21 protein-coding genes are annotated in these 25856 nt (G+C 74.2%); 12 read left to right on the top strand and 9 right to left on the bottom strand.

Annotated elements, in window-relative coordinates; genetic code table 11:
• Positions 1–2: 2 nt before the first annotated feature.
• Positions 3–893: an LLM class flavin-dependent oxidoreductase gene (locus MF406_RS11695; RefSeq protein ID WP_242893703.1), complete on the bottom strand. Its 891-nt coding sequence runs from the start codon at positions 891–893 to the stop codon at positions 3–5.
• A gap of 205 nt (positions 894–1098) precedes the next feature.
• Between MF406_RS11695 and MF406_RS11690 the strand changes: the two genes are divergently transcribed.
• The 4 genes from MF406_RS11690 (at position 1099) to MF406_RS11675 (ending at position 5464) form a co-directional block, all read left to right on the top strand.
• Positions 1099–2826 carry a hypothetical protein gene (locus MF406_RS11690; RefSeq protein WP_242893700.1) on the top strand — a complete coding sequence of 576 codons (1728 nt, stop codon included), beginning with the start codon at positions 1099–1101 and terminating at the stop codon, positions 2824–2826.
• Positions 2827–2926: 100 nt separating this feature from the next.
• Entirely contained in the window at positions 2927–3298 is a 372-nt protein-coding gene (locus MF406_RS11685; RefSeq protein WP_242893698.1) for a hypothetical protein, read from the top strand.
• Positions 3299–3668: 370 nt separating this feature from the next.
• Positions 3669–4601, top strand: a complete 933-nt coding sequence (locus tag MF406_RS11680) for an ABC transporter ATP-binding protein (RefSeq protein WP_242893695.1) — start codon at positions 3669–3671, stop codon at positions 4599–4601.
• The gene (locus MF406_RS11675; protein ID WP_242893693.1) at positions 4598–5464 is read left to right on the top strand and encodes an ABC transporter permease; all 867 of its coding nucleotides are present in this window, start codon (positions 4598–4600) and stop codon (positions 5462–5464) included. The genes MF406_RS11680 and MF406_RS11675 overlap by 4 nt, the downstream gene beginning before the upstream one ends.
• A gap of 347 nt (positions 5465–5811) precedes the next feature.
• Here MF406_RS11675 and MF406_RS11670 read toward each other — a convergent pair whose 3' ends face one another.
• A complete protein-coding gene (locus tag MF406_RS11670) occupies positions 5812–7287 on the bottom strand; it encodes a glutamate-cysteine ligase family protein (protein WP_242893690.1) in 1476 nt (491 codons plus the stop codon).
• 194 nt (positions 7288–7481) lie between these two features.
• Between MF406_RS11670 and MF406_RS11665 the strand changes: the two genes are divergently transcribed.
• Complete coding sequence (locus MF406_RS11665; RefSeq protein ID WP_242893675.1) at positions 7482–9323, top strand: metallophosphoesterase; 1842 nt, start codon at positions 7482–7484, stop codon at positions 9321–9323.
• 105 nt (positions 9324–9428) lie between these two features.
• On the opposite strand, the gene MF406_RS11660 is transcribed toward MF406_RS11665, so the two are convergent.
• Positions 9429–10286 (bottom strand): helix-turn-helix domain-containing protein, encoded by an 858-nt coding sequence (locus tag MF406_RS11660; RefSeq protein ID WP_242893672.1) that lies wholly within the window; start codon positions 10284–10286, stop codon positions 9429–9431.
• A gap of 132 nt (positions 10287–10418) precedes the next feature.
• Here MF406_RS11660 and MF406_RS11655 point away from each other — a divergent pair, with 132 nt between their 5' ends.
• The gene (locus tag MF406_RS11655) at positions 10419–10937 is read left to right on the top strand and encodes a glyoxalase/bleomycin resistance/extradiol dioxygenase family protein (RefSeq protein WP_242893670.1); all 519 of its coding nucleotides are present in this window, start codon (positions 10419–10421) and stop codon (positions 10935–10937) included.
• A 102-nt stretch (positions 10938–11039) separates the two neighbouring features.
• On the opposite strand, the gene MF406_RS11650 is transcribed toward MF406_RS11655, so the two are convergent.
• Together MF406_RS11650 and MF406_RS11645 are read right to left on the bottom strand one after the other, a co-directional pair.
• Positions 11040–12980, bottom strand: a complete 1941-nt coding sequence (locus tag MF406_RS11650; RefSeq protein ID WP_371744476.1) for an ABC transporter ATP-binding protein — start codon at positions 12978–12980, stop codon at positions 11040–11042.
• Between the two features lie 64 nt (positions 12981–13044).
• Positions 13045–13260 (bottom strand): helix-turn-helix domain-containing protein, encoded by a 216-nt coding sequence (locus tag MF406_RS11645; protein WP_242893666.1) that lies wholly within the window; start codon positions 13258–13260, stop codon positions 13045–13047.
• Positions 13261–13723: 463 nt separating this feature from the next.
• Here MF406_RS11645 and MF406_RS11640 point away from each other — a divergent pair, with 463 nt between their 5' ends.
• Positions 13724–14458, top strand: a complete 735-nt coding sequence (locus tag MF406_RS11640; RefSeq protein ID WP_242893663.1) for a vitamin K epoxide reductase family protein — start codon at positions 13724–13726, stop codon at positions 14456–14458.
• 108 nt (positions 14459–14566) lie between these two features.
• On the opposite strand, the gene MF406_RS11635 is transcribed toward MF406_RS11640, so the two are convergent.
• Positions 14567–15016, bottom strand: coding sequence for an HIT family protein (locus tag MF406_RS11635; RefSeq protein ID WP_242893662.1), 450 nt, complete (start codon positions 15014–15016; stop codon positions 14567–14569).
• A gap of 173 nt (positions 15017–15189) precedes the next feature.
• Here MF406_RS11635 and MF406_RS11630 point away from each other — a divergent pair, with 173 nt between their 5' ends.
• Positions 15190–15390 carry a hypothetical protein gene (locus tag MF406_RS11630; protein WP_242893659.1) on the top strand — a complete coding sequence of 67 codons (201 nt, stop codon included), beginning with the start codon at positions 15190–15192 and terminating at the stop codon, positions 15388–15390.
• A 295-nt stretch (positions 15391–15685) separates the two neighbouring features.
• On the opposite strand, the gene MF406_RS11625 is transcribed toward MF406_RS11630, so the two are convergent.
• The 3 genes from MF406_RS11625 to MF406_RS11615 form a co-directional block, all read right to left on the bottom strand.
• Positions 15686–16252 (bottom strand): cysteine hydrolase family protein, encoded by a 567-nt coding sequence (locus MF406_RS11625; RefSeq protein WP_242893656.1) that lies wholly within the window; start codon positions 16250–16252, stop codon positions 15686–15688.
• Between the two features lie 57 nt (positions 16253–16309).
• Positions 16310–17341: an IS630 family transposase gene (locus MF406_RS11620; RefSeq protein ID WP_242892207.1), complete on the bottom strand. Its 1032-nt coding sequence runs from the start codon at positions 17339–17341 to the stop codon at positions 16310–16312.
• A gap of 440 nt (positions 17342–17781) precedes the next feature.
• Complete coding sequence (locus MF406_RS11615; RefSeq protein WP_242893653.1) at positions 17782–18228, bottom strand: Dps family protein; 447 nt, start codon at positions 18226–18228, stop codon at positions 17782–17784.
• 220 nt (positions 18229–18448) lie between these two features.
• On the opposite strand from MF406_RS11615, the gene MF406_RS11610 reads away from it, so the two are divergent.
• The 4 genes from MF406_RS11610 to MF406_RS11595 all read left to right on the top strand — a co-directional run bounded on the left by MF406_RS11610 (position 18449) and on the right by MF406_RS11595 (position 25733).
• Positions 18449–19843, top strand: a complete 1395-nt coding sequence (locus tag MF406_RS11610; RefSeq protein WP_371744475.1) for an alpha-hydroxy-acid oxidizing protein — start codon at positions 18449–18451, stop codon at positions 19841–19843.
• Positions 19844–20212: 369 nt separating this feature from the next.
• The gene (locus MF406_RS11605) at positions 20213–23212 is read left to right on the top strand and encodes a leucine--tRNA ligase (RefSeq protein WP_242893650.1); all 3000 of its coding nucleotides are present in this window, start codon (positions 20213–20215) and stop codon (positions 23210–23212) included.
• Between the two features lie 445 nt (positions 23213–23657).
• Positions 23658–24668, top strand: coding sequence for an aldose 1-epimerase (locus MF406_RS11600; protein WP_242893647.1), 1011 nt, complete (start codon positions 23658–23660; stop codon positions 24666–24668).
• Positions 24669–25241: 573 nt separating this feature from the next.
• Complete coding sequence (locus tag MF406_RS11595) at positions 25242–25733, top strand: helix-hairpin-helix domain-containing protein (RefSeq protein WP_242893644.1); 492 nt, start codon at positions 25242–25244, stop codon at positions 25731–25733.
• Positions 25734–25856: the final 123 nt, after the last annotated feature.

The raw sequence follows: 25856 nt of genomic DNA, 5'->3' as shown, positions 1-25856 counted from the left end.
GCTCACCGGGCACCCCGGCCGGTGGCCACCCGTTCCTGCACCGCCGGCACCACCTCCCCGGCCCACCGGCGGATCGTCTCGGCATCGTCGGTGGCCAGGATGAACATGCTCATCCCCGTCCCCAGCGCGAGGTTCGCGAGCTGCTCGGCCCAGGTGTCGGCGTCGCCGGTGAGGAAGCCCGAGCCGGCGGCGAAGGAGCCGCCGACGTTGTACAGCCGGACCACCTCTGCCGGGTCCCGGCCGGCGGACCGGGCGGCGTCGTCGATGACGGCGTTGGCGGCGTCTAGCCGCTCCGGGGGCAAGTAGGACGCGCTCGGCACCCACCCGTCGGCGCGGCGGCCGACCAGGCGGAGCATCCGCGGCCGGACAGCGCCCACCCAGATCGGCACCTCGTGCGCCGGCGCGGGGCCGGGCTTGGCGCCGTCGACGCGGTAGTGCGTGCCGCCGGCCCGGACGTGCCGGCGGGTGGGGTCCCAGAGCTCGCGGACGACGTCGATCGCGTCCTCGAGCGCGGCGACGGCCTCGCCCGGCGTCCGCCGCGGGCCGCCCATGGCCGCCACCGCGTCCCAGAACGCACCGGCGCCCAGGCCGAGCGCCAGCCGGCCGCCGGTGAGCAGGTCCAGGCTCGCGGCCGCCCGGGCCAGCACCGCCGGCGGGCGCAGGGGCAGGTTGGCCACGTCCGGCGCCAGGCTGATCCGGTCGGTGACGGCGCCCAGGTAGGACAGCAGCGTCCAGGTGTCGAGGAACGCCGGCTGGTAGGGATGGTCCTGGAGCGCGACGAGGTCCAGGCCGACGTCCTCGGCCAGCCGGGCCAGCGCCACCACGCCCTGCGGGTCGGCCGCGGCGGGGGTGAGGAAGACGCCGCCGCGGATCGGGTGCCCGTAGTCCGCCATGCTGCTCCTCCCTGTGCCTGCCGCTCCCGGACGCCCGCGCCCGGGCCCGTCCCAGTTCCCTGACGCGGCCGGGCCGGTCCCAACGACGGCGCCCCGCCGGTCCCTGCGGCGCGCCACGCCGGTCCCAGCGACCGTAACGCGCGGCGCCTGCCTCCTGCACGACGTAACCTCGGGGGCTGGCCCGCCCCCGATCCCTGGAGTGCCCGTGCGCCGCGCCGCCCTCGTCCCGTCCGTCCTCGCCGCCTGCCTGGTCCTCGTCGGCTGCACCACCAGCCAGCAGGAGGGGCAGCAGGAGGGCTCGGCAGCACTCACGGCCGAGGTCCGCGCCCCGGCCGAGACGGCCGTGCTCGCCGACGACAGCGCCGCCGGCCTGGCGCTCGGCACCGCCCGCACGTTCTTCGACGCCGCCCCGCTGGTGGTCCTCGCCGGCGCCGGCGCCGAGCTGACCGCCGCCTCGGCCGGTGTGGCGCTCGGGGCGCCGGTGCTGCCCGACGACGGCGGGCTGGTCGAGGAGCTGGACCGGCTCGGCGCCGAGACGGTGCTTACCGTCGGGGAGGTCCAGCCGCCGGCGGTGGGGGAGGACGTCACCGTTCTGGCCGCGCCGGCCGACCCCGGCGACCTCGCCGAGCTCCTGGGCACCCAGCCGGCCGCCGAGCCGGTGCCGGCCGGCCAGGAGGTCGCCGCCGTCGCCGGCCTGGACGTCGCGCAGCCGGAGGTGCTCGTCCCGGCGGACCCGGAGGGGAGCGCGACCGGCGAGGCCGACGCGGCTACCGCCGAGACCGACGCGGTGGCGGCCGGGGCCAACGCGACGGCCGCCGCTACCGCCGGGGCCGGCACGTCCGCCGCCGGGACGACCGACGAGCCCGAAGTTGCCACCGACCTGCCGGCGACCGACCGCCCCGAGCCGGTCGACGGCGTCCACGTCATGACCACCGGCGAGCCTGCCCAGGCGGCCGCCGTCGCCAACGCCCGGACCGCGGGGGCCACGGTCCAGGTGGTCCCGGGCGGGGACCCCCGGGCGACGTCCGCCACGGTGCAGGAGACGGCGGACCAGGCGCCCGGCGTCGTCGTCGGCCTCGGGGCGGCCTTCGGCGACGCTGACACCCTGGCCTGGCGCACCGAGACCGCCGCGACCGGCGTCGAGCTGCCCGGCGGCGGACAGCTCGCGCTGCCTGGCAAGACCTACGTGGCGCTGTACGGCAACCCCACCACCCCGGCCCTGGGGGTGCTCGGCGAGCAGGACGCCCCGGCGACCATCGAGCGGGCCCGGGAGCACGCCGCCCGGTACGAGGGGCTGACCGACACCACAGTGGTGCCGGCCCTGGAGATCATCGCCAGTGTGGCCAGCGCGAGCGCCGGCGACGACGGCAACTACTCCTCCGAGCGGCCGGTGGAGGAGCTGCGGCCCCTGGTGGACCTGGCGCACCAGCACGGGATGTACGTCGTGCTCGACCTGCAGCCCGGACGCACCGACTTCCTCACCCAGGCCAAGGCCTACGAGGAGCTGCTCCGCCTGCCCAACGTCGGGCTGGCGCTGGACCCGGAGTGGCGGCTGCGCCCGGACCAGGTGCACCTGCGCCAGATCGGGCAGGTCGACGTCGCCGAGGTCAACCAGGTGGTCACCTGGCTGGCCGACCTCACCCGGGAGAACCGGCTGCCGCAGAAGGTCCTCGTCCTGCACCAGTTCCAGGTCCGGATGATCCCCGGCGTCGACGGCGTGGACCAGTCCCGCTCCGAGCTCGCCGTCCTCATCCACGCCGACGGGCAGGGTGGCCAGGGCGCGAAGCAGAGCACCTGGGCGACGCTGCGGGCCAGCGCCCCGTCCGTGCAGTGGTGGGGGTGGAAGAACTTCTACGACGAGGACGTGCCGATGCTGAACCCGGCGCAGACCATGCAGGTCCAGCCCACGCCGAACTTCGTCAGCTACCAGTAGCCCGGGGCGGTCCGGGTTCGGTAGCCGGGCCGGGGCGCCCCGTCGTCGCGCGCCCGTGCTCCTGCCCTGGCAGGCTTGGACCCGAGGCTAAGGAGCAGGCATGCGACGTCGGACCGACGACCAGCCCGACCTGGCGCCCGGCCGCGGTGACGCCGGCCACGCGGGCCGGGCGGAGGGGCGGCTGCAGAACCCGGTCGGCTGGACCGGGCTGCTGCTCGCCGTCGCGCTCACCGTGTGGGAGGCGATCTACAACTTCAACGTCGTCGCCAGCGACGTGGTGAGCGGTGACGTGCAGACCTCGGTCAACCTTTTCGTCTGCCTGGTCGTCGGGCTGGCCGCGGTTGTGCTGGGCATCGTCGCGATCGCCCAGCGACGCCGGCCGGTCTGGCCCGGCCTCGTCGCCCTCGGGGTGGGCCTGAACGGCTTCCTCATCGGGGTGGCCGCCTGGCTCGGGGGCCTGCAGGGCGGGTGAGCGCGGCGGTGCTCGGCTGACAGGATCGGCGGATGGATGATGAGCGATCCGTGGCGGGCCGCGCTGAACCCTTCGATTGCTGGAGCGATCGCCCAGTACAAACCGAGCGGTTTTACGGGCCGTGCACGGTACGCAGGCGCCGTACGCGGTGGGCCGACGGGGCCGAGCCGAGCGAAGTCGTGGTGAACGCCGCTGGCGCTGCGGTTCCTCCTGCACATGTGCGACTTCGTCGAGACGACAAGCATCCAGAAGTCGAGACGGCAGGCATCCAGAAACTGCCCCAGATCCAGAGCACCCCCATGGCGTGGCTCATCCGGAGCGCGATCAGATCCCGCCACATGGCGATCGACAAGGGCAACGACGTGCGAGCATGACGAGCATGACCTCTCGCCGAGAGCACACGCTGAACGAGCAGGAACAGCACGTCGGAAGCTCCGCGATCGCGGTCGAAGACCTCGTCATGCAGTACGGCCAACGCCGCGTGCTCGACCACGTGTCCCTGGAGATCCCGATCGGTGAGTCGGTCTCCGTGCTCGGGCCCAACGGGGCGGGGAAGAGCACCTTCATCGAGATCCTGGAGGGTCTGCGCAAGCCCTCGTCCGGCCGTGTTGAGGTGCTCGACGCCGACCCGGCGCACGCGACGGAGGCGTGGAAGTCCCGCGTCGGGGTCGTGCTGCAGTCATGGCGTGATCACGGCACCTGGCGGGTACGCGACCTCCTCACATATGCACGGGCCGCACACAGCGCGGCGGGTGTACAGGCATTGTGGAGTCTCGACGACCTTCTCGAGACGGTCGGTCTCATGCACCTGCAACATCAGCGACTCCGCACGCTTTCCGGCGGGCAGCGCCGGCGCGTGGACGTCGCTGCCGCGCTGATCAGTCGCCCTCAGCTGCTGTTCCTCGACGAGCCGACGACCGGGTTCGATCCGGAGGCGCGCCGCGACTTCCATGCGCTCATGGCCAGCATCTCCGATTCGACGACGTTCGTCTGGGCGACGCACGACCTCGACGAGGCGCAGAAGATGTGCAAGAGGATCCTCATCCTCGACCAGGGGAACATCGTCGCTGACGGAAATCCCGACGCTCTGCGACGCCAGGCAGCGGTCAAAGCCACGGTGCAGTGGACCGACACGGACGGCCCGCACAGCCGCGAGGTCGAAGACTCGCGGGGACTCGTGCAGCGGCTCTCGAACGATCCCGCGGTCCGCGACATCGAGGTGCGCCGCGGCACGCTGGAGGACGCCTACCTCAGCATTGTGACGAGCGTCGAGACACATGACCAGGGCAAGGAGGCACGATGACGACCGGGACGACCGCAACCGACACCCGGCCGGGCTGGCGCATCTCAGGAGTCGTGCGCTTCGGCCTTCTCCAGGCAGGCATCGAGCTTCGCAACCGCTACGGACAGTGGGGGGCGATCGCTACGTTCATCCCGGCCATCATCCTCACGATCGTCTTTACGTTCGTCGACTTCGACGCGGGCATCGGGGCCGAGGCGGTGCGCCGCATGATCACCGGGGCCGCCGTCGCCCTGCTGTTCGTCAACGCCTTCGTGGGCATCGTGGGCGAGCTCGTGGCGGAGCAGGACGATGGCACGATGCTGCGGGTCCGCCTCCTCCCGTATGGGCTGAGCGGGCACCTCGTCGGCAAGATCGCCAGCCTGCTCGTGTGGAGTCTGGTGACCCTCATCCTCATCTTCCTGCCGACCCACTTCCTGGTCGCGCCCATCTTCCCTGCAGACCCCGGCTCCTGGATGGGCCTCCTAGGCGTGGCGGTGCTAACGGTCGCCTTCGCGATCCCTCTCGGGGCCGTGGCGGGCAGCATCGTGAAGTCGCCCGTGGCCGTGCTGCCCGTCTCCCTCGTGGCATACGGCCTGCTGCTCATCTCTGGGGTGTTCACGCCGCTCTCGTCCATGCCGGACTGGCTCGCGGTCATCGCGCGGTGCTTTCCCGTCTACGGCGTCGGGCTCATCTCGCGTCAAGTGCTCCTTCCCGGCGCCGAAACTGTCGAGACGTGGGAGCTCGTGCTGGCGATCGTTGTGCCGACTCTCTGGGCGATCGTCGGCGCGATCCTCGCACCGCGCGCGCTGAGCGCGATGACCAGGCGCCAGTCGGGTTCCCGGCTCCAGAGCATCCGCGAGCGGCGCGAGGCACGCGCCTACTGACTGAGCCATGAGGGATGCCGGGCGATCAGGTGGCGCCGCCGAGGCAGGCCTCCGGCCCTCAAGTCCTGCAGGCTGTCGTGCTTGTACCGCTGGTTGGCGGTGGCTTGCTCCAGGTGCGGCGCCGGGCGCCGTCGACGGCAACGACGGGGCTGCTTGCCCTCGTGAGGTCCGGGCACGATGACTGCTCAGAACGATCCGTCCCAGGAAGGATCGGGGGGCGCCGAGGCGAGAAGGCGAGAAGGCGTCAACAGGATGCGTCCGCGGCCAAGGCCTGCCGAGCACATGGGCAACCCGTCGCGCGAGCCGCGGCGCCGTCGGTCTCGTGAGCCGGGCCGGTGCCGGTCCCGTCAGGGGACCGGCCAGGTGTGCACCGGCTCGTTGGCGTGCATGTGCCCGATGTACTCCCGCAGCATCGCCCGCAGCGCCGCCGGGCGGTCCATCCCGCGCGCCTCGAACGCCTCCGTCGCGGCGACCTGCCAGCTGGCCCCGTTCCGGCGCAGCTTGGCGCGGGACTCCACCACCCCGAGGTACCGGTCCTGGGCCTCGCTGGCCACGCCCAGGCGCTCCAGGCCGCGCTGAGCCATCGGCAGCAGCGTGCGCAGCACGAGCTCGTCCCAGTCGATGTGCCCCTCGCCGGGCCAGTACAGCCGCGCCTCGGCGCCGTTGCGGGCGCCGGCGTGGAAGTTCTCTCGCGCCGCCTCGAAGCTCATCCGGGACCACAGCGGCCGCTCGTCCACCACCATCTCCACCGCGGCGCCGTAGAAGAATGCGGCGTTGGCCACCACGTCCACCACGGTGGGGCCCGACGGCAGCACCCGGTTCTCCACCCGCAGGTGCGGCTGGCCGTCGGTGACGTCGTAGACCGGCCGGTTCCATCGGTAGATGGTCCCGTTGTGCAGGCGCAGCTCGGCCAGCGACGGCGTGCCGCCGGCGTCGAGCACGGCGAGCGGGTCCTCGTCGCTGACCTCGGGCAGCAGCGCGGGGTAGTACCGGACGTTCTCCTCGAAGAGGTCGAAGATGGAGTTGATCCACCGGTCCCCGAACGGCACGAGCGGGCGCACGCCCTGGTTGCGCAGCTCCGGCGGCCGGAAGTCGGTCGCCTGGAGGAACAGCTCGGTGCGGGTCTCGGCCATCAGCCGGTGCCCGAAGAGGTACGGGGAGTTGGCCCCGAGGGCGAGCTGGGGCCCGGCGAGGACCTGCGCCGCGTTCCAGTACCGGGCGAAGCTGCCGGGCCGGACCTGCAGGTGCAGCTGGACCGAGGTGCAGGCGGCCTCGACGGCGATCGTGTTCGTCGTCATCTGCAGCCGCTCGGGGCCGGGGATGTCCAGCGTGACGTCCTCCCGCCGGGCGGCGAGGATCGCCTCGTCGAGCAGGTGGTACCGGGGGTTGTCGGAGAACCAGGACTCGCCCGGCTCGGGGCGGGGCAGCGTGGGCAGGATGCCGACGGCGACGATCCCGGCGCCCAGGTCGCCCGCCCGGTCCCGGGCCTGGTTGAGGTTGCGGCGCAGCACCGACTCGAGCTGGATCAGGGACTGACCGTCGATCCGGCGCGGCTCGACGTTGAGCTCGATGTTGAAGCGGCCGATCTCGGTCTGGTAGCGCAGGTCGTCGATGTGCGCGAGCACCTCGGCGTTGCTCATCGCCGGGGAAAGGTCCTCCTGCACGAGGTTGAGCTCGATCTCCAGGCCCGTGCGCCACTCGTCCTCCACGAACGCGCCGGAGTCGAGCATCCGTTCCAGCGCGTCCAGGCACCGCTGGACGGCTGCCCGGTAGTGGGTGTGGTCGGCGCGGGTGTACCGCCGTGCCGCGACGTCCTTGCCCATGCGCTGTCCTCCTGGTGCTCGGGGCCACCGGTGCGCTGCCTGGCCGGCGCGGCGGACCCGCCCCGGCCGGTACGCCAAACCTCTCACGCTCGGGCGACCGGCGCGCGGCGCTACGGGCCCGGTCCCACAGGCCGGGCCCTGGCCGGCCGGCACGTGCCGGCCGGCACGTGCCGGCCTGGGGAAGGATGGGAGCCATGGACCCGGCGGCCGCCCCGCGACGGCGCTGGCGGTGGTGGCACCGCCAGACGCCGACCACCCGGCGCGTCCTGCGCACCGGCGTCGCGGTGCTCGTCACCGGTCTCGCCGCCACCGGCTTCGGGATCTCCACGGCGACCACCCAGTCCTCGCTCGGCCCGCACACCGCCAGCTACGCCGTGACCCTCGACCGGCAGGTCACCCTCGACGTCGGCCCGCTCGGGGCGGTCATGCTGGACTCCCCGCTGCCCGGGCCGCTCGGGGTCGCCGTCGTGGTCCACGAGATCCCCAGCGACCTCGCCGCGAGCGACAGCCCGCTGCCCGGCCTGCTCGCCGACCTCGACGCCTACGGCCAGCTCTTCGGCCAGCCCCAGGCGGCCGTGGCCGACGCCGCCCACGGCCTGGTCAGCGACGCCCTCGGCCGCACCGCCGTCGCCTGGTCGGTGATGCTCGTGCTGCTGGCCACCGGGCGGCTGGCCTCCCGTGGGCGGCTGCGGGAGGAGCTCAAGGGGGCCCTGCGCCGGCCCGGCGTCGCCGCCCTGGGCTCCGCGGTGGTGCTCGCCGCCGGCGCCGCGGCCGTGGTCCCGGCGCTGGAGCAGCCGCGGGCCAGCGGGTACAGCCCGGCGGTGCTGGACGGCACCCCGCTGGAGGGGGCGCGGATCACCGGCCGGCTGGCCGACGTCGTCGCCACCTACGGCCAGGTGGTCAAGGATGCCTACCAGCAGAACGAGGACTTCTACGCCGCGGCCGCCGACGGGGTGGCCGCCGGCTTCGCCGCGGATGACACCCTGGACGACCCGCCCGCCGTCACCCCGGGCGACGGCGCCGCCGGTCCGGACGACGACGCGCGCGCCGCGGCGGCCGCGGACGGCGGTGCGGCGGACGACGGCCCGGGCGCCGACGGTGCGGCGGAGGGCGCCGATCCGGGCGCCGACGGTGCGGCGGAGGATGCCGACGGTGCGGGGGAGGGTGCGACCCCGGGTGCCGTGACCGCGGAGGACGCCAGTCCGGGCGTCGTGACGGACCCGGTCACCCTCGTGGTCGTCTCGGACCTGCACTGCAACATCGGCATGGCCTCGGTGATCGCCGCCGTCGTGGAGCAGACCGGCGCGGACGCGGTCCTCGACGGCGGCGACACCGTCATGAGCGGGACGTCGGCGGAGTCCTACTGCGTGGACGCCTTCGCCGGGGCGCTGCCGGCGGACCTGCCCGTGGTGGTCTCCACCGGCAACCACGACTCGGTCACCACCGCGGACCAGGAGCGCCGCGCCGGGTGGACGGTGCTGGCGGGGGAGCCGGTCGACGTCGCCGGCGTGCGCGTGCTCGGCGACACCGACCCCACCCTCACCGCCGTCGGGGCCGGCACCCGGCAGGAGCGGACAGAGACGGTCAGCGAGATGGGCGAGCGGCTGGCGGGCACCGCTTGCACCGCGGCGGACGACGGCGACCCGGTGGACCTGCTGCTCGTGCACAACCCGCGCGCGGGGACCGCCACCCTGGAGCGGGGGTGCGCGCCGCTGCAGATCTCCGGGCACTGGCACCGCACGGTGGGGCCCGAGCCGAGCGGCGCCGGCGTGCTCTACGTGAGCACCTCCTCCGGCGGCGCGGCCGGGGGCGGTGCGACGCTCGGCCCGCTCAGCGCGCCGGCGGAGGTCACGGTGGTGCGGCTGGACCCGGGCTCAGGGGCCGCGCTGGACTACCGGTGGGTCGTCGTCGACACCGGCGCCGGCGTCAACGTCGGCGCGTGGACGCCGTTCCCCGCGCCGGCCGCCGACGGCGACGCGGCCGCTGCAGACGAGCCGGCGCCGGGGGGTGCCGGGACGGGGGAGCCCGGTGCGTAGGGGTGTCAGCTGGCCTTGGCGGGCGGGGCGGGCCGTCGGTTCATCGGGGTGCCGGCCGTCGTGGCCGGTGCCTAGCCGTGGTCGATGCCTACTCGTGGCCGGTGCCTACCCTCCGGCCGGGGCGGGCAGGTCCCTGTCGGGCGACGGACGCTGTAGACCGGCGGCGGCGCCGCGGTAGGCGCTCGGCGTGAGCCCGAGCACGGTCCGGAAGTCGCCGGCGAGGTGGGCGTGGTCGGCGTACCCGAGGTCGGCGGCCACCGCCGCGATGTCCGTCTCGGGGTCGGTGCGCAGCCGCTGGGCGGCCTCCTGCAGCCGGCGCCGCCGGATCATCGCGGCCGGCGGCAGCCCGACGTACCGCCGGGCGAGGCGCTGCAGCGTCCGCGGCGACGTCCCCAGGCCCGCGGCGACGTCGGTCACCAGCCGCACCGTCGGGTCACCGTCGATCAGGTCGGCCATCGCGTTCGCGATCAGGGCCTCCTCCCCGGGCGCCGGCAGGTGCACGGCCAGCCAGGCCGCGAACGCCGCGACGGCACGGGCCCGCCGGACGTCGCCCTCGCTCTCCCGGCGCACGCCGCCCCCGCCGTCGCCGGCCATCGCCGCCACGACGCCGGCGTGCAGCCCTGGCAGATGCACGGGCTCGTAGCGGTCGCGGAGCGCCGCCGGGTCCGCGACCAGGTGGGGGACCGCCGCCGGTCGGAGCAGGGCGCCGACGGCCCACCCCCGTCCGGTCAGGTCGCGGAAGGACCGTCGGGTGGTCGGGCCGGCGAGGCCGACCACCTCGGGCTCGACGACGAGGTTGCAGGCCGGGTAGGCGATGAGCTCCTGGCGGGAGACCCGGCCGGCGGGGACGTCCCACTCCGGGATCCAGAACCACCGCACCAGCGCGGCGACGGACGCCGGTGCCGGCAGCCGGTGCACGGTGGGCGCGCCGGCGGGGTAGAGCTCGCCACGCGAGTCGGTCACGCCGCCGCCCTCCCTGTCCTCCCCTGGTGACCTGTCGCGAAACCTGCAGGTCCCGCGGCGACGTCCGCACCGCCCGGGTGCTGTCGCGAATCTCCAAGCCGCCGGGCCTGGCCCGCCCCTAGCGTCCAAGTCATGAGCGAGCACACCACGAACCTGATCCGAGCCGCCCACGGCCAGCACACCACGCACGGCGTCCCGCACGGCGTCACGAGTCTGGCACCGTTCATCGCCGTGCCGCGGGCGCACGAGGCGATCGCGTTCTACCGCGAGGTCTTCGGCGCCCGCGTCGTCGACGTCACCGAGATGGGCGGCGTCGTCGTCCACGCCGTCCTGGACTTCGGCGACGGCCAGCTCCAGCTCGGCGAGCCGTCGCCGGACTACAACCTCGTGCCGCCGCCCGCCGGGGAGGACGATTGCTACTCCCTGGGCCTGTACTGCAGCGACGCCGACGCGGTCGTCGCCCGGGCGGAGGCGGCCGGCGCCACCGTCCGCGAGCCGCTGAGCACGTTCGTCTCCGGGGACCGGTTCGCCAGCATCCGGGACCCGTTCGGCGTGCGCTGGTCGGTCATGACCCGGGTGGAGGACCTCTCCGAGGAGGAGAGCGCCCGCCGGGTCGCGGAGTGGGCCAAGGAGCAGGCGCAGGGCGCCTGAGACTGCGCGGGCCGGCCGACCTCCGGCCCGGCCAGGCCCTTGGCCCCACCGTGCTCGACGCGGCCAGACCCCGGTTGGGACCACCCCCGGGACCACCCCTAGCTAGACCAGCAGCTGGTGGCGGGCGAGCTCCCGGTAGAGGTCGCTCGTGCCCAGCAGCTCCTCGTGCGTCCCGGTGCCCGTCAGCCGGCCGCGGTCCAGGACCGCGATCTGGTCGGCCCCGGCCACGGTGGCCAGGCGGTGGGCGACGATCAGCACCGTGCGGCCGACGGCGGCCGAGCGGATGGCGTCGTGCAGGGCCTGCTCGTTGCGGGAGTCCAGGCTGGCGGTGGGCTCGTCGAGCAGCAGCAGCGGGGTTTCGGCGAGCAGGGCGCGAGCGATCGCCAGGCGCTGGCGCTCGCCGCCGGACAGCCCCGCGCCGTCATCGCCCACCGTGGCGTCCAGGCCGTCCGGGTGGTCGGTGACCCGCTCCAGGAGGTTGACCGCGGCGAGCACCTCCCGGCAGCGGACGTCGTCGGCGTCGGGGGCGGCGAGGACGAGGTTCTCGCGGATGGTGCCGGCCAGCACCGGCGCGTCCTGCTCGACGTAGCCGACCCGGCCGCGCAGCACCGGGCGGGGGATGCTGCGCAGGTCGGCGCCGTCCAGCCGGACGACCCCGCGGTCCGGGTCGTAGAAGCGCTCGACGAGGGCAAGCAGCGTCGACTTGCCACCCCCGGAGGGCCCGACGATCGCGGTGGTGGACCCGCGGGGCACGGCGAGGCTGACGTCGGTCAGCACGGGGTGCCCGGGCCGGTAGGCGAAGGACACGTGCTCGAGCACGAGCTCCGTCCCACTCGGGCCGGCCGGCGGGTGCTCCGGCACGGCTCGGCACGTGTGCCCGTTCTCGACGGCGTCACCGGTCCGCGGCGCCGGGACGGCACCGTCGCCGTCGGCCGGCCGCGGGCCTCCCTCACGGGACATCGGTACGGTCCGGCCGCCGTCGGCCGGGAGGTCCTCGCTGTCCTCGAGCGGCAGGTCGAGGATCTCGCGGATCCGGGCGACGGCGCCCAGCGCGGTCCGCACGCTGACGACCGCGGCGAAGAGCTGGCCCAGCGGCATGACCATCATGAACAGGAAGAGCACGAAGGTCACCAGGTCGGCGACCGTGGTGACGCCGGCCGCCACGCGGTAGCCGCCGACGCCGAGCACGGCCAGGAAGGACCCCTGGATGGCGAGCCCGCTGACGGGCCACAGCACCGCGCCGACGCGCGCCAGGCGGACGCCGTAGCCGTACGCGGCCTCGGCCTCCTCCGCCAGCCGGGCGGTCTCGCGCTCGGTGGCCCCGCTGGCCCGGATGGTGCGGATGGCGGAGACGGCCCGGTCGAGCCCCGCGCCGAGGCGGCCGACGGCGCCCTGGGCCTCCTGGGTCAGGGACTGGATCCGGGCGGAGGCCAGCACGACGCTCAGCGCGGCCACCGCCACGACGCCGAGCGTCAGCGCCAGCAGCACCGGGTCGAGCAGCAGCATCGCGACGAGCGAGCCGGCGAAGACCAGGCTGCTGCCGAGGGCGTCGACCAGGCCGCCGGTCAGCGCGGCGCGGACCATGGTGGTGTCCGACACGACCCGGGAGACGAGGTCGCCGGCCCGGCGGTGGTCGTAGACCCGCACCGGGAGCCGCAGCAGGTGGGTGAGGAGCCCGGTGCGCGCGGACAGGACGACCCCCTCGGCGGTGCGCTCGAGCAGGAACTGCTGGGCCGCGCTGACGACCTCGGCGGCCAGGACGAGCGCGACCAGGAGGCCGACCACGCGTCCCAGCGGCTCACCGGTCCCGACCGACTCGATGACCCGGTTGACCATCAGCGGCTGGGCCAGGGCCAGGCCCGCCCCCAGGACCGACAGGGCCAGCACGACGGCCAGCACCCTGCGGTGCTCCGACAGGTACACCAGCAGGCCGCGCAGCGGCGCCGGCGGGGGTTCCGGTGCGGGTTCTGGTGCATGCGCCTGCGCCGGTGGCGGTGCCGCTGCGGGAGCAGCCTCGTGGCCGGGCCGCGCCGTCCCGGGCACCGGTGGCTCTCGCCCGTCAGCCGCGGGTGCCCCGTGACCGTCAGCGGCGGGTGCCCCGCGACCGTCAGCCACGGGTGAACCTCGACCCGCCGTACTTGCGGTGGACGGCCTGCCGGCTCACCCCGAGCGCCGTGGCGATCTGCGCCCAGGACGCCCCCCGGGCACGCGCCCGGCGCACCGCCACCGCCTCCACCCGGGCCGTCTCCCTCTGGAGCTGGGCCGTCGCCGCCAGCGCCCGCAGCGGGTCCTCGTCGTCCGCCGCTGCCACCAGCTGACTCATCGTCTTCCCCTCCATGTGATCCACACCTCCCAGGCGTCAACATAGGGTGACACGTCCGCGCTGTCAACGGACGTTGACGGGTGTGCGCCGATGGGACTGATGCCGCGGCTCGCTGGCCGGAGGTGGCGCTCTGGGCTCGCCGGCAGCGGCGGCAGACCTCCTGCTCCTGGTGGTCGCAGCCCGGCGGGCGAGGGTCGCCAGCGGAACGTCTGGCCCGGGGAGGGTGCCTCGCTGCCCGGCCGCGTTTGCCGCCCGACGGCCGGCCACGACCTCGTCCGCCTGTGTCGCCGCCCCGCGGCGGGGACGACCGCGCGGCGCTGCTGCGGGCGCCCCTGGTCATAATGGTGCGCCACGAGCCCTGGGAGGTCATGTGAGCAGCACCGAGACGCCGCGGGCCGGCGGTCCGGCGGGCGGTCCCGAGGGCGCTCCGGGTGCCGCGGAGGATGGCCGGAGGCTCGGCGGCGTGCGCGACGTCCAGGACGCCCGTTCAGGCGTTGACGCCTCTCCAGACGTCAATGACGGCGCGCGGGACGTCGACGTCGACGACGAGGACCTCGACCTGGAGCGCGAGCTCGCCGCGCTCGACCGCACCCGCCCGAGCGCGCACCAGCGCGCGGGGGGCGCGCCGCGCGAGCTGGCCTGGCTGCTCACCGTCGCCGGCGCGCTGGGGCTGCTGGCCGCCGTCGAGCTCGTCCTGTCCGAGCTGGCCGTCGCCGCCGACCCGGACGCCGTCCTCGCGTGCGACATCAACCCGCTCGTCGGCTGCGGGACGTTCATCACGACCTGGCAGGCGCACGCGCTGGGGATCCCGAACGCCGTCGTCGGGACGGCCGCCTTCGCCGCGCTGCTGACGGTCGGGATGATGCTGCTGGCCGGGGCGCGGGTAGCGCGCTGGTTCTGGCGGGCCCTGGTGGCGGGGGTCTCGCTCGCCGTCGTGGCGCTGCTGTTCTTCCAGTACCACGCGTTCTTCACCATCCGGGGGCTGTGCCCCTACTGCCTGGTGGTGTGGGTGGTGACGATCCCGGTGGTCGTCCACGTCTGGGCCCGTGCCGTCCAGGCCGGCCACGTCCCGGCCCCCGACTGGCTGCGCCGGGCCCTGGTGGCCGACCGGTGGGTCATCGTGGCGGTCTGGTACGCCGTGGTGCTGCTCGCCGTCGCCCTGGTCTTCTGGGACCAGTGGCTGCTCCTGCTGTCCTGACCCGGTCCTGGTGTCCTGACCCGGTCCTGCCGGCCTGACCTGGTCCTGCCGGCCTGAGCTGGTTCTGCCGGCCTGACCCGCCCCGCTGCCCGACCGTGCTGGTCGGGCTCAGCCCAGCGCGGGGGAGCCGAGCCGGAGCGGGACGTGCTCGCCGTGACCGGCGTCGCGCAGCGCCTGGCGGACCGTCTCGGCGGCGGCGTCGAGCTCGGCGCCCGGCACGTCCTGCCGGACTTTGTCGAACCGCAGGGACGCCTCGTCCCACGCCGGCAGCACGTGCAGGTGCAGGTGCGCGATTTCGAAGCCGGCGACGAGGACGGCGGCGCGCGGCGCGTCGTAGGCCGCCTGCTGGGCCTGGCCCACCGTCTTGGCGACGACGGCGAGGTGGGCGATCGTGGCGTCGTCGGCGGCGGTGTACTCGGGGATCTCGGCCCGGGGCACGACCAGCATGTGCCCGTCGGTGATCGGCGCGATGGTGCCGAAGACGACGCACGTCTCGTCCGCCCACACGAACCGGCCGGGGATCGCGCCCTCGATGATCTGGGTGAACACGGTGCTCATCGCGCCATCCTGGCACCAGTTCCAGATCGGCGGGCCGAGCGGCGCTGCGGTCAGGCAGCGCGCCGTGGGGCCACCTTGATGCGGGCCTGCCGCCAGGCCCAGTCGAGACCTTGCCGGTTGTACTGGGCAGGTTGCCTGTTCAACACTTGTCGACGCGCGGCAAGATGGGTGGCATGCCTGCCTCGATAGGTTTCCGCCCGACGCCGGACGACGAACGCATCCTGCGCGAGGCCGCGCTGTCCGGCGAGAGCACCTCGGACACGCTGCGCCGCGCGCTACGGCTGCTGGATCACGAACGCTGGTTGGCCCGGTTCCGCGCGGACGCTGAGGCGCTCAGGGGCGAGGACGTGAGCACGGACCCTCCGGCCTGGTGATCCGCGGGGCCGTCCATCGGGCCGACCTTCGTCGCCCGCCGCGCCCCGAGCAGGGCGGCAAGCGGTTGGTTCCGGCCCTATCCCGCCGGGACTCGCCGGCGTCCGCCGCCACCGTGGTTTCACGTCCACCTCGGCCGGCCCGTCCGTCCATCGTCCCAAGCTCGAGCTCGCTGATCGACTGACACCAGTGCTCTCGCGACTCCACGGCTTCTCTTCGCTGGGTTGCCAGCACCATGGTGCGCATCGACGTGGCGGCACACGGCCGGCCGTAGGCGTGTCGCGGCTCGTCGATCTCTTATCCCTGGTGGGCTTCGCTCAGGGCTTCCGTGGTGGTCACAGTGGCGAACTCTCCGTGAAGGTTCGCAGCTGTCATATCGGAAATCATCGCGGCTGGGATGATGGACCCGTCGAGCGCCTGGCGGTCGAAGGTGTGCGTGGCGTCGATGACAAAGTAGGTGTCGTAGCCGAGATTCCCAGCGACTCGGGCGGTGGTCTCGCAGCAGTGGTTGGTCGTGATCCCGCAGATGACGACATGCTCAAGACCTTCCTCCTGGAGCCAGGCGTGTAGGTCCGGCGTCCCGTGGAAGCTCGAGTTGACGGTCTTGCTGACAAGCAGGTCAGGATCGCCGGTGATGACGTCCTTGAAGTCATTGCCGGGCGTTCCCACCGCGAGCGTTGATTGCGGGTTTATGGAGTCGTGGCGCACGAACACGACCGGCCAGGAACGGTCGCGCCAGAGTGCGAGCAGCGCGGCGATGTTGTCCTCGCAGGCTGGGTTGTCCCGCGGTCCCCAGTAGGCGCGGTCGTCGAAGCCGCTCTGTACGTCGATGGCGATCAGGGCGGGGCGCTGTAGGGCGTTCATCGTTCTCCGTTCGGTTCCACGGATTTGTAGTCTATATAGCCCGGATAGATCAAAAGCTCACTCCAGGCGGTAGGGGAACTTGTTGCCGCGGATGAAGCCTTCGAACGCGGTCCTGGTCTGGTCGAAGGTGGCGCGCTGGATGTTGCTTATGCTGGTTTTTGCTTCGCCCCAGACGTGCTCGATCGGGTTGTGGTCGGGTGCGTAGGGCGGCATGTGGATCAGGTGGATGCGTTCGAGGAGATTGCCTGGTCCGAGGTGGGCCCGCAGGGCTTTGGAGCGGTGCCAGGCGGCGTTGTCCCACACGATCACGATCTTCTTCTTCGGGTGGGCGGCCGTGAACGCGGTGAGGGCCTCGATGATGGTGTCGCTGTTCTGCCAGTCCAGGCGCCGCAGGTCCACCTTCCCGTCGTCCTGGTGGAGGAACCCGATGTAGCTCTGGGCCTGGCGCTGGCGGTCGACCTCGATGCGGGTGGTGGTTCCGGCCATCTGCCAGGCCCGGCGCAGGATGGCCTCGTGCTCGATGCGGACCTCGTCCGCGGCCACCACGATGGTGTCCGGGTCGGCCAGGTGCGGGGCGATCTCCTGGTGGATCTCGGCCATCCGCTTGGCGATGGTGGCCTCGTCGCCGCGTCGCTTGTCCACCGCTTCGGGCTTGTGGAAGGTCATCCCGGCCATGTGCAGGAGGAAGTGGTAGGAGCTGTCGGACTCGTAGACCACCTCGAAGTGGTTGTGCAGCCAGGACGCCAGGTTCGGTACGTCCCAGAACTGCGCGGGCAGTCCCTGCTCCGAGGGTGGGGAGGCCAGGATCTGGGCTACCTGGGCGCGCTGGTCGGCGGTGAGCTTGGAGGCGTTCAGGTTCTCGGCGTGACCGGTGTGCACCGACGCCAGACGCATCTTCTGCCAGTCCCTCACCCAGGCCCGTACCGTCGAAGGCCTGCGGTCGACAAACCTGGCGACCGTGCCGATGTCGACGTTCTCGTGCAGCAGCATCAGCGCTTCTGCCTTGAGCCGCATCAGCTTGTACGGCGCTTGCTCCTTGTACTTCATCAGGATGGACCACTCGGTACCGTCCAGCTCGATCAACGTCATGCACCAATAGTAGTAATCAGACGTCCAATCCTGGGGAGGCGCGCCGCGACACACCCGCAAACATTTCCCAGATGTCAGCGCACGGGCGGTGTGCCGTAGTCGTTCGCAGGTCTCGGCGGGTGCGGGTCAGGAATCAGTTCTTGTCTTATGGCCGCTATAGCTAAAGGATCCTCTATGGAGCGCTCCGGCGAGTGCGGGTTCCGCCTGCAGCCCCATGCGCCAGTTCACGGCCGCGGCACCGGTGGCGTTCCGTCGGGAGCGGCGGCATCCCGTCTCTGGCGTCGCTGACCGGCTTCAGCCGAGGATGCCGGCCATGGCGAGGTGGCGAGGTCGAGGTGGTCTCGGCACCGGACCTCCCGGCGCCGGCGGCCACACCGGGCCAGGGCCCCCGGCCGGTGGCCGGGGGCCCTGATTGCGAGGACAGCGGGTGGCGGGGATGCTCAGGCGTCCTCGGCGCTGGCGCGCAGCATCCAGGCCTGCTTCTCCAGGCCGGTCGCGATGGAGGTCAGCAGGTCGGTGCTCTGGTGATCGACCTCGTCCAGCTCGTCGAGGTGGCCCTTGATGCGGTCGGCCGCGCCCTGGAGCTTCTCCTCGAACATCCGGATCACCTTGTCGGTGGGCAGCCGGCCGCCGTCGATCTGCCCGATGCCGGAGGTGTCCGAGACCGTGCTGGCCCGGCCGTCCGGGGTGCCGCCCACGGCCACCAGCCGCTCGGCGACGTCGTCGGAGGCCGACCGCACGAGGGAGACGATGTCGTCGAGCTGGAGGTGCAGCGAACGGAAGAACGGTCCGTGGATGTTCCAGTGGGCCTGCTTGCCCTGGAGGGAGAGGTCGAGCAGGTCGACGAGGGCCTCCTGGAGGCTGGTCTCCACGATGGGTTCGGGCATGGTTGTGCTCCTTCCGGCCCCGGTCCGGGGCGACGTGGTGGCGTTTCCTTCACCCTAGGTCGGGCGAGGTGGGCGCGCCTGCCGAGCCCGGTGCCCCGACGCGCGGGTGCGGCCGCACGGGCCGCCGGTAGGGTCGGCGGCAGTTCTGGCGGCGCGGGCGCGCGGCGGTCGGCCGGCCCGCGGCGGTACGGGACCGCCGTCGAGCAAGGGGAGCAGCGCGATGACGACGTCGAGCACCGGGCGGCCGGCCCAGGGCCAGGCCTCCGTGGGCACCGGGGACACGGCCCCCGCCGGGGCTGAGAACCTCCGCGGGCAGACCGCCACGGACCCGCTAGCCCAGCCGGCCAGCGGGGTGGGGCGCTGGGTGCAGTCCCTCATCTACCTCAACGGGGCGATGGGACGCCGGCCGGCCGTGCCGGTTGCCCCGGACCGCCTGGCGGCCGCCGCCCGCCGTCGGCTCAGCCCCCGCGCCTACTCCTACATGGCCGGCTCGGCCGGCATGGAGTCCACCGCCCGCGCCAACCGGCAGGCCCTGGACCGGGTGAAGATCGTGCCCCGGCGGCTGGTCGACGTCGGCGCCCGGGATACCAGCACCAGCCTCTTCGGCGCCGCCATGAACGCCCCGCTCTACCTTGCGCCCCTGGGAGTGCTGGAGCTGGCCCACCGCGAGGCCGACGTCGGCGTCGCCCGGGCGGCGCAGGCCACCGGCGTGCCGATGATGGTCTCCACCCAGGCCTCGCGCACGATGGAGGAGATCGCCGCGACGATGGGGGACCACCCGCGCTGGTACCAGCTGTATTGGAGCAGCAACGACGACCTGGTCGCGTCCCTGGTCCGGCGCGCCGAGGCGGCGGGCTACTCGGCCATCGCCGTCACCCTGGACACCCACCTGCTGGGCTGGCGGCCGCGCGACCTCGACCTCGGCTTCCTGCCCTTCGCCCACGGGCTCGGCATGGCCCAGTACACCTCCGACCCGGTCTTCGGCCAGCTCGTCCGCGACCGCCTCCGGGCCGGGACGCCGGGCGGCCCCGCCGTCCGGCCCGGTCCCGGGGCGCTCGCGACCCTGCTGAGCATGGCGCGCGCCTACCCCGGCCGAACCCTGGACAACCTCCGCTCGCCGCGGCCCCGCGCCGCCGTGCAGACCTTCCTCGACGTCTTCGCCCGCCCCACCCTCGCCTGGGCGGACCTCGCCACGCTCCGCGAGCTGACCACGATGCCGGTCATCCTCAAGGGCGTCATGCATCCCGACGACGCCCGCCGCGCCCAGGACCTCGGCATCGACGGGATCGTCGTGTCCAACCACGGCGGCCGGCAGATCGACGGCGAGCTCGCCGCGCTGGACGCCCTGCCCGACGTCGCCGCCGCCGCGCCGGAGGTCCCGGTGCTCTTCGAGGGCGGCATCCGTGGCGGCGCGGACGTGCTCAAGGCGCTGGCGCTGGGCGCCCGCGCGGTCGGGCTGGGCCGGCCCTACGCGTACGGGCTCGCCCTGCGCGGCTGGACCGGTGCCCGCGACGTCGTCCGGCACGTCCTCGCCGAGTTCGACCTCACGATGGCGCTGGCGGGCCTGGCGTCGGTCGCGGAGATCACCCCGGAGGTGGTGCGGGTGCGGCCGTGACGGGACGACCCGCGCGTCGCCGTCGTGCAACGGCGACAGCGGCCGGCCGCCGGAGGTGCACCCATCCGGAACCCGCCGTCGTCCCGCGGCGGCGCTGGCCGGCCGCAAACGGTGCACACGCCCGGCACCCGCCGTCGTCCCATGCCGACGGCGGCCGGTCGCCGTGCACCCGCCCGGGCCCCGCCGTCGGGAACGTCCCGCCCGCCCACCCGCCACCTGCGCTACCCTTGCCCATCATGACTGCCGTGGTGCTCCTCCTTACCCGGCCGCGCTGACACCAGCGGGCGCCCGACCGGCGCCGCACCAGCGCGGCCCACCTCCCTGCCCGGGAGGTTTTCTCATGTCCGGAGCCACCACGAGGGACGAGCGATGACCACCCACGACGCCGCCACGACCACCACCGCCGAGGAGACCGCGCACCGCTACACCGCGGCGCTCGCCGGCCAGATCGAGCAGAAGTGGCAGGAGACCTGGGAGCGGCTGGGCACCTTCCACGCCGACAACCCCACCGGCGACCTCGCCGGCCCGGGGGAGGTGCCGGCGGAGAAGTACTACCTGCTGGACATGTTCCCCTACCCCTCCGGCAAGGGCCTGCACGTGGGTCACCCGCTGGGCTACATCGCCACCGACGTGGTCGGCCGGTACCAGCGGATGAAGGGCAAGAACGTCCTGCATGCGCTGGGCTACGACGCCTTCGGCCTGCCCGCCGAGCAGTACGCGGTGCAGACCGGGCAGCACCCGCGGGCCACCACCGAGGCGAACATCGTCAACATGCGCCGCCAGCTGCTCCGGCTGGGCCTGGCCCACGACTCCCGCCGCACCTTCGCCACCACCGACCCCGGGTTCGTGCGGTGGACCCAGTGGATCTTCCTGCAGATCTTCGGCTCCTACTACGACGCCGACGCGGTGCGGCCCGACGGCGGCCGCGGCGCCGCCCGCCCGATCGGCGAGCTTCAGGCGCAGCTGGCCGCCGGCACCCGCCCCACCCCGGACGGGCGGCCCTGGGCGGACCTGACCCCCGGGGAACGGGCCGACGTCGTGGACTCCTTCCGGCTGGCCTACATCTCCGAGGCGCCGGTGAACTGGTGCCCCGGGCTGGGCACCGTGCTGGCCAACGAGGAGGTCACCGCCGAGGGGCGGTCCGAGCGGGGCAACTTCCCGGTCTTCCAGCGCAACCTGCGCCAGTGGATGCTGCGGATCACCGCCTACGCCGACCGGCTGGACGCGGACCTGGACACCATCGACTGGCCGGAGAAGGTCCGCTCGATGCAGCGGAACTGGATCGGCCGGTCCACCGGCGCGTACGTGGACTTCACCGTCGACGGCGTGGCGGAGCCGCTGACCGTGTTCACCACCCGGCCGGACACCCTGTTCGGGGCGACGTTCATGGTGCTCGCGCCGGAGCACCCGCTGGTCGCCGGCGCCGCCGACGGCGACCACGGCCCCGGTTCCGGTTCCGGTTCCGACCACGCCGCCGACGGCGGCCCCGGCACTGGCGCCGTCCCGGCCCGCTGGCCCGCGGGCACCAAGGCGGCGTGGACCGGGGGCGCGGCCACCCCGGCCGAGGCGGTGCGCTCCTACCAGCGGGCCGCCGCGGCCAAGACCGACGCCGAGCGGCAGGACGCCGAGCGCACCAAGACCGGCGTGTTCACCGGGATCTACGCGACCAACCCGGCGACCGGGGCGGAAGTGCCGGTGTTCGTCGCCGACTACGTCCTGGCCGGCTACGGCACCGGTGCGATCATGGCCGTCCCCGGCGGGGACGAGCGTGACTTCGCCTTCGCCACCAAGTACGAGCTGCCGGTGGTCTACACGGTCCAGCCGCCCGCGGGCTTCGCCGGCGGTGCGTACACCGGCGACGGGACGGTCATCAACTCCGCCGGCCCCGGGGTGAGCCTGGACGGGCTGGACGTCGCGGCGGCCAAGGCCCGGATGATCGCCTGGCTGGAGGCCACCGGGGCCGGGCGCGGCGCCACCACCTACCGGCTGCGGGACTGGCTCTTCTCCCGCCAGCGGTACTGGGGCGAGCCCTTCCCGATCGTCTACGACGCCGACGGGCGCCCGCACGCCGTGCCCGAGGCCGACCTGCCGGTGGACCTGCCGGAGGTGCCGGACTACTCCCCGCGGACCTTCGACCCCGAGGACGCCACCTCCTCCCCGGAGCCCCCGCTGGGCCGGGTGCCGGAGTGGGTCGAGGTCGAGCTGGACCTGGGGGAGGGCCCGCGGACCTACCACCGGGACACCAACACCATGCCCAACTGGGCCGGGTCGTCCTGGTATGAGCTGCGCTACCTGGACCCGCACAACGACGCCGCCCTGGTCGACCCGGCCAACGAGGCGTACTGGATGGGGCCCCGGCCGGCCTCCACCGCCCCCGACGGCACGCCCGTGCCGGCCAACGTCTCCGGTGGGGCGGACCTGTACGTCGGCGGCGTCGAGCACGCCGTGCTGCACCTGCTCTACGCCCGGTTCTGGCACAAGGTGCTCCACGACCTGGGCCACGTCTCCAGCTCGGAGCCCTTCCACCGGCTGTTCAACCAGGGTTACATCCAGGCCTACGCCTACGCCGACGCCCGCGGGCAGTACGTGCCGGCGGACGAGGTCGAGGAGGTGCCGGCGGCCGACGGCGGGGAGCCGCGGTACACCTGGCGGGGCCAGGAGGTGTTCCGCGAGTACGGGAAGATGGGCAAGTCCCTGAAGAACATCGTCACCCCGGACGAGATGTACGACGCCTACGGCGCGGACACCTTCCGGGTGTACGAGATGTCCATGGGCCCGCTGGACGACTCCCGGCCCTGGGACACCCGCGCCGTCGTCGGCGCCCAGCGGTTCCTGCAGCGGCTGTGGCGCAACGTCGTCGACGAGACCACCGGGGCGACCACGGTGGTGGACGAGCCGGCCGACCTGGAGACCCGCCGGCTGGTGGCCCGCACGGTCGCCGACGTCGAGACGGAGATGTCGGCGATGCGGGTCAACACCGCCATCGCCCGGATGATCGTGCTGAACAACCACCTGACCGGGCTGGCCCGGGTGCCGCGGGAGGCGATCGAGCCCCTCGTGCTGATGGTGGCCCCGGTCGCCCCGCACATCGCCGAGGAGCTGTGGAGCCGGCTCGGCCACCCCACCTCCCTGGCCCGGGAGCCCTTCCCGACGGCGGACCCGGCCCTGCTCGTGACGGAGACGGTGACCTGCGTGGTCCAGGTGGCCGGCAAGGTGCGGGACCGGCTGGAGGTCCCGCCCGGGATCGGCGAGGAGGAGCTCGGCAGGCTCGCCGTGGCCACCGCCGGGGTGCAGCGGGCGCTGGCCGGGAAGGACGTGCGCCGGGTGATCGTCCGGGCGCCCCGGCTGGTGAACGTCGTCCCGGCCTGAGGGGTGGTCGCGGCCCGGGCCGCGGCGGTCCCCGGGTGCGGGTCGAGCCAGTCGCGGACCGAGGAATCGCGGTGGCGCCCCGGTCGCGAGCCGTGGAGGCACTCCCGGCTCGGCGACACGTTCGACGTCGGCGCGCAGGCTCACTGCCACAGAGCGACGTCCATCCTGTGTAGTCGTTGAAGCGCTTTCCCTGGCGCGGGAAAGCGCTTCAACGACTACACAGGACGCACGGCTGCCTCAGCTCGCCGGCCAGGACGCACGGCTGCCTCACCGCGCCGGCCAGGACGCACGGCTGCCTCACCGCGCCGCCCGGGCTCGGCTGACCCCTCCGACCTCACCCATCCTGCCGATGCCGCTCGTCCGTTCCGGCCGCAGGGTGGGACGCGGGTGCGCCCGGCACGCCGATCGGCGACGCTGGGAGGCCGGCCAGCGACAAGGAGAGACCGTGAGCAGCACCACCCACCTCGGCCCGACCACCATCGAGCGCGGTGACCTGGACGGGGAACCCACCTGGGTCCTCACCAACCCGGCCGGCGCCCGGCTCGTCGTCGCCGAGCGCGGCGCCACCGCCCTGGCCTGGCAGGTCCCGGACGGTGCCGGCAGGGCCGACCTCCTCGACGGCTACCCGACGGCGGCCGAGCTCACCGAGCTCGACGGGTACCGCGGCAGCGTGCTGGCGCCGTGGTCCAACCGGATCGCCGGCGCCCGGTACACCTTCGCCGGCGTCAGCCACGACCTCGGCGTCGCGGCCGACGGCACCCGCGAGGCGCTCCACGGGCTGGTCACCGGCCTGCGCTGGCGCCGGTCCCCGGCCGCCGACGGCGTGCTGCGGCTCACCGCCGTCGTGCCGCCCGACCTGAACCCGGGCTACCCGTTCTCGGTCACCGTCACCGCGGCCTACTCCCTCGGCGTGGGCGCGGCCGGCGAGTCCCGGCTCGGGCTGGAGATCACCGCGACCAACACCGGCGACGGCCCGGCGCCGGTGACCCTCGGCTGGCACCCCTACCTCCGTATGCCCGGCCACGACACGATCGACGACCTCGAGCTCACCGTCCCCGCCCGGGCCCGCGTGCTGACCGACGCCCACCTGATCCCGCTGCCCGGCGAGCAGGCCTACGCCGGCGTGAGCGCGCCGGTCCGGCTCCGGCTCGCCGGCCTGGTCCTGGACCAGGCCTTCACCGACCTGGTGCCGGACGACGACGGCGTGGTCACCTCCGTGCTGCGCTCGCCGGCGACGGGCGCCACCCTCACCCTCGAGCAGGAGCCCGACCAGGCCCGGGTCGTGCACGTCTTCACCGGCGACCCCCTCGTGCGGCGCCGCCGGGCCGCCGTCGCCGTCGAGCCCTGCCAGACCATGGCCGACGCGTTCAACCGGGCCGACTGCGCCGACATCGTCCCGGTCGAGCCCGGCCAGACCCGCCAGCTCGTCACCGACATCGTCTACCGGCGCGGCTGACCGACGCCGGGCGCGCCCGGTCCGGTCGGCTCCGTCCACACGTCGCGCCGACGCCGCGGCTTCCACACCGGCGCGGCGGCGGGCCACGGTGGGAGGGCCGGGCTGCCTAGCGTGCGCGGGTGACCAGCCGACGTGCCGCCCGGCCGGACCGCCTGCGGGCGCTCACCCGCGCCGCCTATACCGCCACGGCCGGCCACCTCGAGCTGGACCCCGAACCGCCGGCGGCGCCGTCCCGGCGCCGGTGGGCACCGTCGGTGCCGGCGGTCCTGGCCACCGCCATCGTGCTCGCGGTGCTGGCCGCGGCCCTGGTGTGGTGGGTGTGGGCCGGCCGCCCGCCGGCCCCGGAACCGCTCCCGGCGGGGAAGCCGGCAGCCGCCGGCACGCCCGCGCCGACGGCGACGGCCGGCGCTGCGGACGGGACGGCCCCCGGCGGCGCGGGGCCGGCGGGCACCGACCAGCCGGGCGCGTCGGGCGCCGCTGGGAACGGCGCGACGCGCGGGCCGGCGGACGGCCCGACCGGCCCCACCGCGGCTGGCCCGGCCGCGCCCGTCGTCGTCCACGTGGCACGGTGCGGTGCTGGCCCCCGGCGTCGTCGAGCTGTCCGGCGGCGCCCGGGTGGCCGACGCGGTGGCCGCGGCGGGCGGGGCGACCGCGGAGGCCGAGCTCGCCGCCGTCAACCTGGCCCGGCCGGTGGCAGACGGGGAGCAGGTGTACGTCCCGCGGGTGGGGGAGAGCCCGCCGGCGGTCGCCGGGCCCCCGCCGGCTGGAGCTCCACCGGCCGCCGGCCAGCCGGGCGCCGGCGGCGACCCGGGCGCGGGGACCGGCGAGACCGGCGCCGGGACGGGCGCTGGCGGCGGGACCGGCGCGCCCGCCGGGCTGGTCAACCTCAACACCGCCACCGCCGAGGAGCTCGACACCCTGCCCGGGATCGGTCCGGCCCTCGCCGGCCGGATCCTCGACTGGCGCGAGCTCAACGGCCCGTTCACCTCGGTCGCCGACCTCGACGAGGTCGCCGGCATCGGCCCGGCCACGATGGCCCGGCTCGCCGACCTGGTGACGGTATGACGACGGGGCCGGAGCGGTCAGGTGCGCCGGAGCTCGGGTCAGCACCGCCAGATGCGCCGGTCCCACGGCCGGTGCACGCACGCGACGTTCCAGGTCCGGTGCGCGCGCCCGCGGCGCCGCGGC

The organism is Georgenia sp. TF02-10 (genome assembly GCF_022759505.1).
Classification (GTDB): Bacteria; Actinomycetota; Actinomycetes; order Actinomycetales; family Actinomycetaceae; genus TF02-10.
Note: the sequence above shows the minus strand (reverse complement) of the source record. Positions and strands in the feature narration are given on the sequence as shown.

Bases quoted from the DNA above. Each gene is read 5' to 3' on its own strand.
- MF406_RS11695 (WP_242893703.1), bottom strand. From the start codon at position 893: ATGGCGGACTACGGGCACCCGATCCGCGGCGGCGTCTTCCTCACCCCC.
- MF406_RS11685 (WP_242893698.1), top strand. From the start codon at position 2,927: ATGCGACGTCGGACCGACGACCAGCCCGACCTGGCGCCCGGCCGCGGT.
- MF406_RS11680 (WP_242893695.1), top strand. From the start codon at position 3,669: ATGACGAGCATGACCTCTCGCCGAGAGCACACGCTGAACGAGCAGGAA.
- MF406_RS11675 (WP_242893693.1), top strand. From the start codon at position 4,598: ATGACGACCGGGACGACCGCAACCGACACCCGGCCGGGCTGGCGCATC.
- MF406_RS11670 (WP_242893690.1), bottom strand. From the start codon at position 7,287: ATGGGCAAGGACGTCGCGGCACGGCGGTACACCCGCGCCGACCACACC.
- MF406_RS11665 (WP_242893675.1), top strand. From the start codon at position 7,482: ATGGACCCGGCGGCCGCCCCGCGACGGCGCTGGCGGTGGTGGCACCGC.
- MF406_RS11655 (WP_242893670.1), top strand. From the start codon at position 10,419: ATGAGCGAGCACACCACGAACCTGATCCGAGCCGCCCACGGCCAGCAC.
- MF406_RS11645 (WP_242893666.1), bottom strand. From the start codon at position 13,260: ATGAGTCAGCTGGTGGCAGCGGCGGACGACGAGGACCCGCTGCGGGCG.
- MF406_RS11635 (WP_242893662.1), bottom strand. From the start codon at position 15,016: ATGAGCACCGTGTTCACCCAGATCATCGAGGGCGCGATCCCCGGCCGG.
- MF406_RS11630 (WP_242893659.1), top strand. From the start codon at position 15,190: ATGCCTGCCTCGATAGGTTTCCGCCCGACGCCGGACGACGAACGCATC.
- MF406_RS11625 (WP_242893656.1), bottom strand. From the start codon at position 16,252: ATGAACGCCCTACAGCGCCCCGCCCTGATCGCCATCGACGTACAGAGC.
- MF406_RS11620 (WP_242892207.1), bottom strand. From the start codon at position 17,341: ATGACGTTGATCGAGCTGGACGGTACCGAGTGGTCCATCCTGATGAAG.
- MF406_RS11615 (WP_242893653.1), bottom strand. From the start codon at position 18,228: ATGCCCGAACCCATCGTGGAGACCAGCCTCCAGGAGGCCCTCGTCGAC.
- MF406_RS11610 (WP_371744475.1), top strand. From the start codon at position 18,449: ATGACGACGTCGAGCACCGGGCGGCCGGCCCAGGGCCAGGCCTCCGTG.
- MF406_RS11605 (WP_242893650.1), top strand. From the start codon at position 20,213: ATGACCACCCACGACGCCGCCACGACCACCACCGCCGAGGAGACCGCG.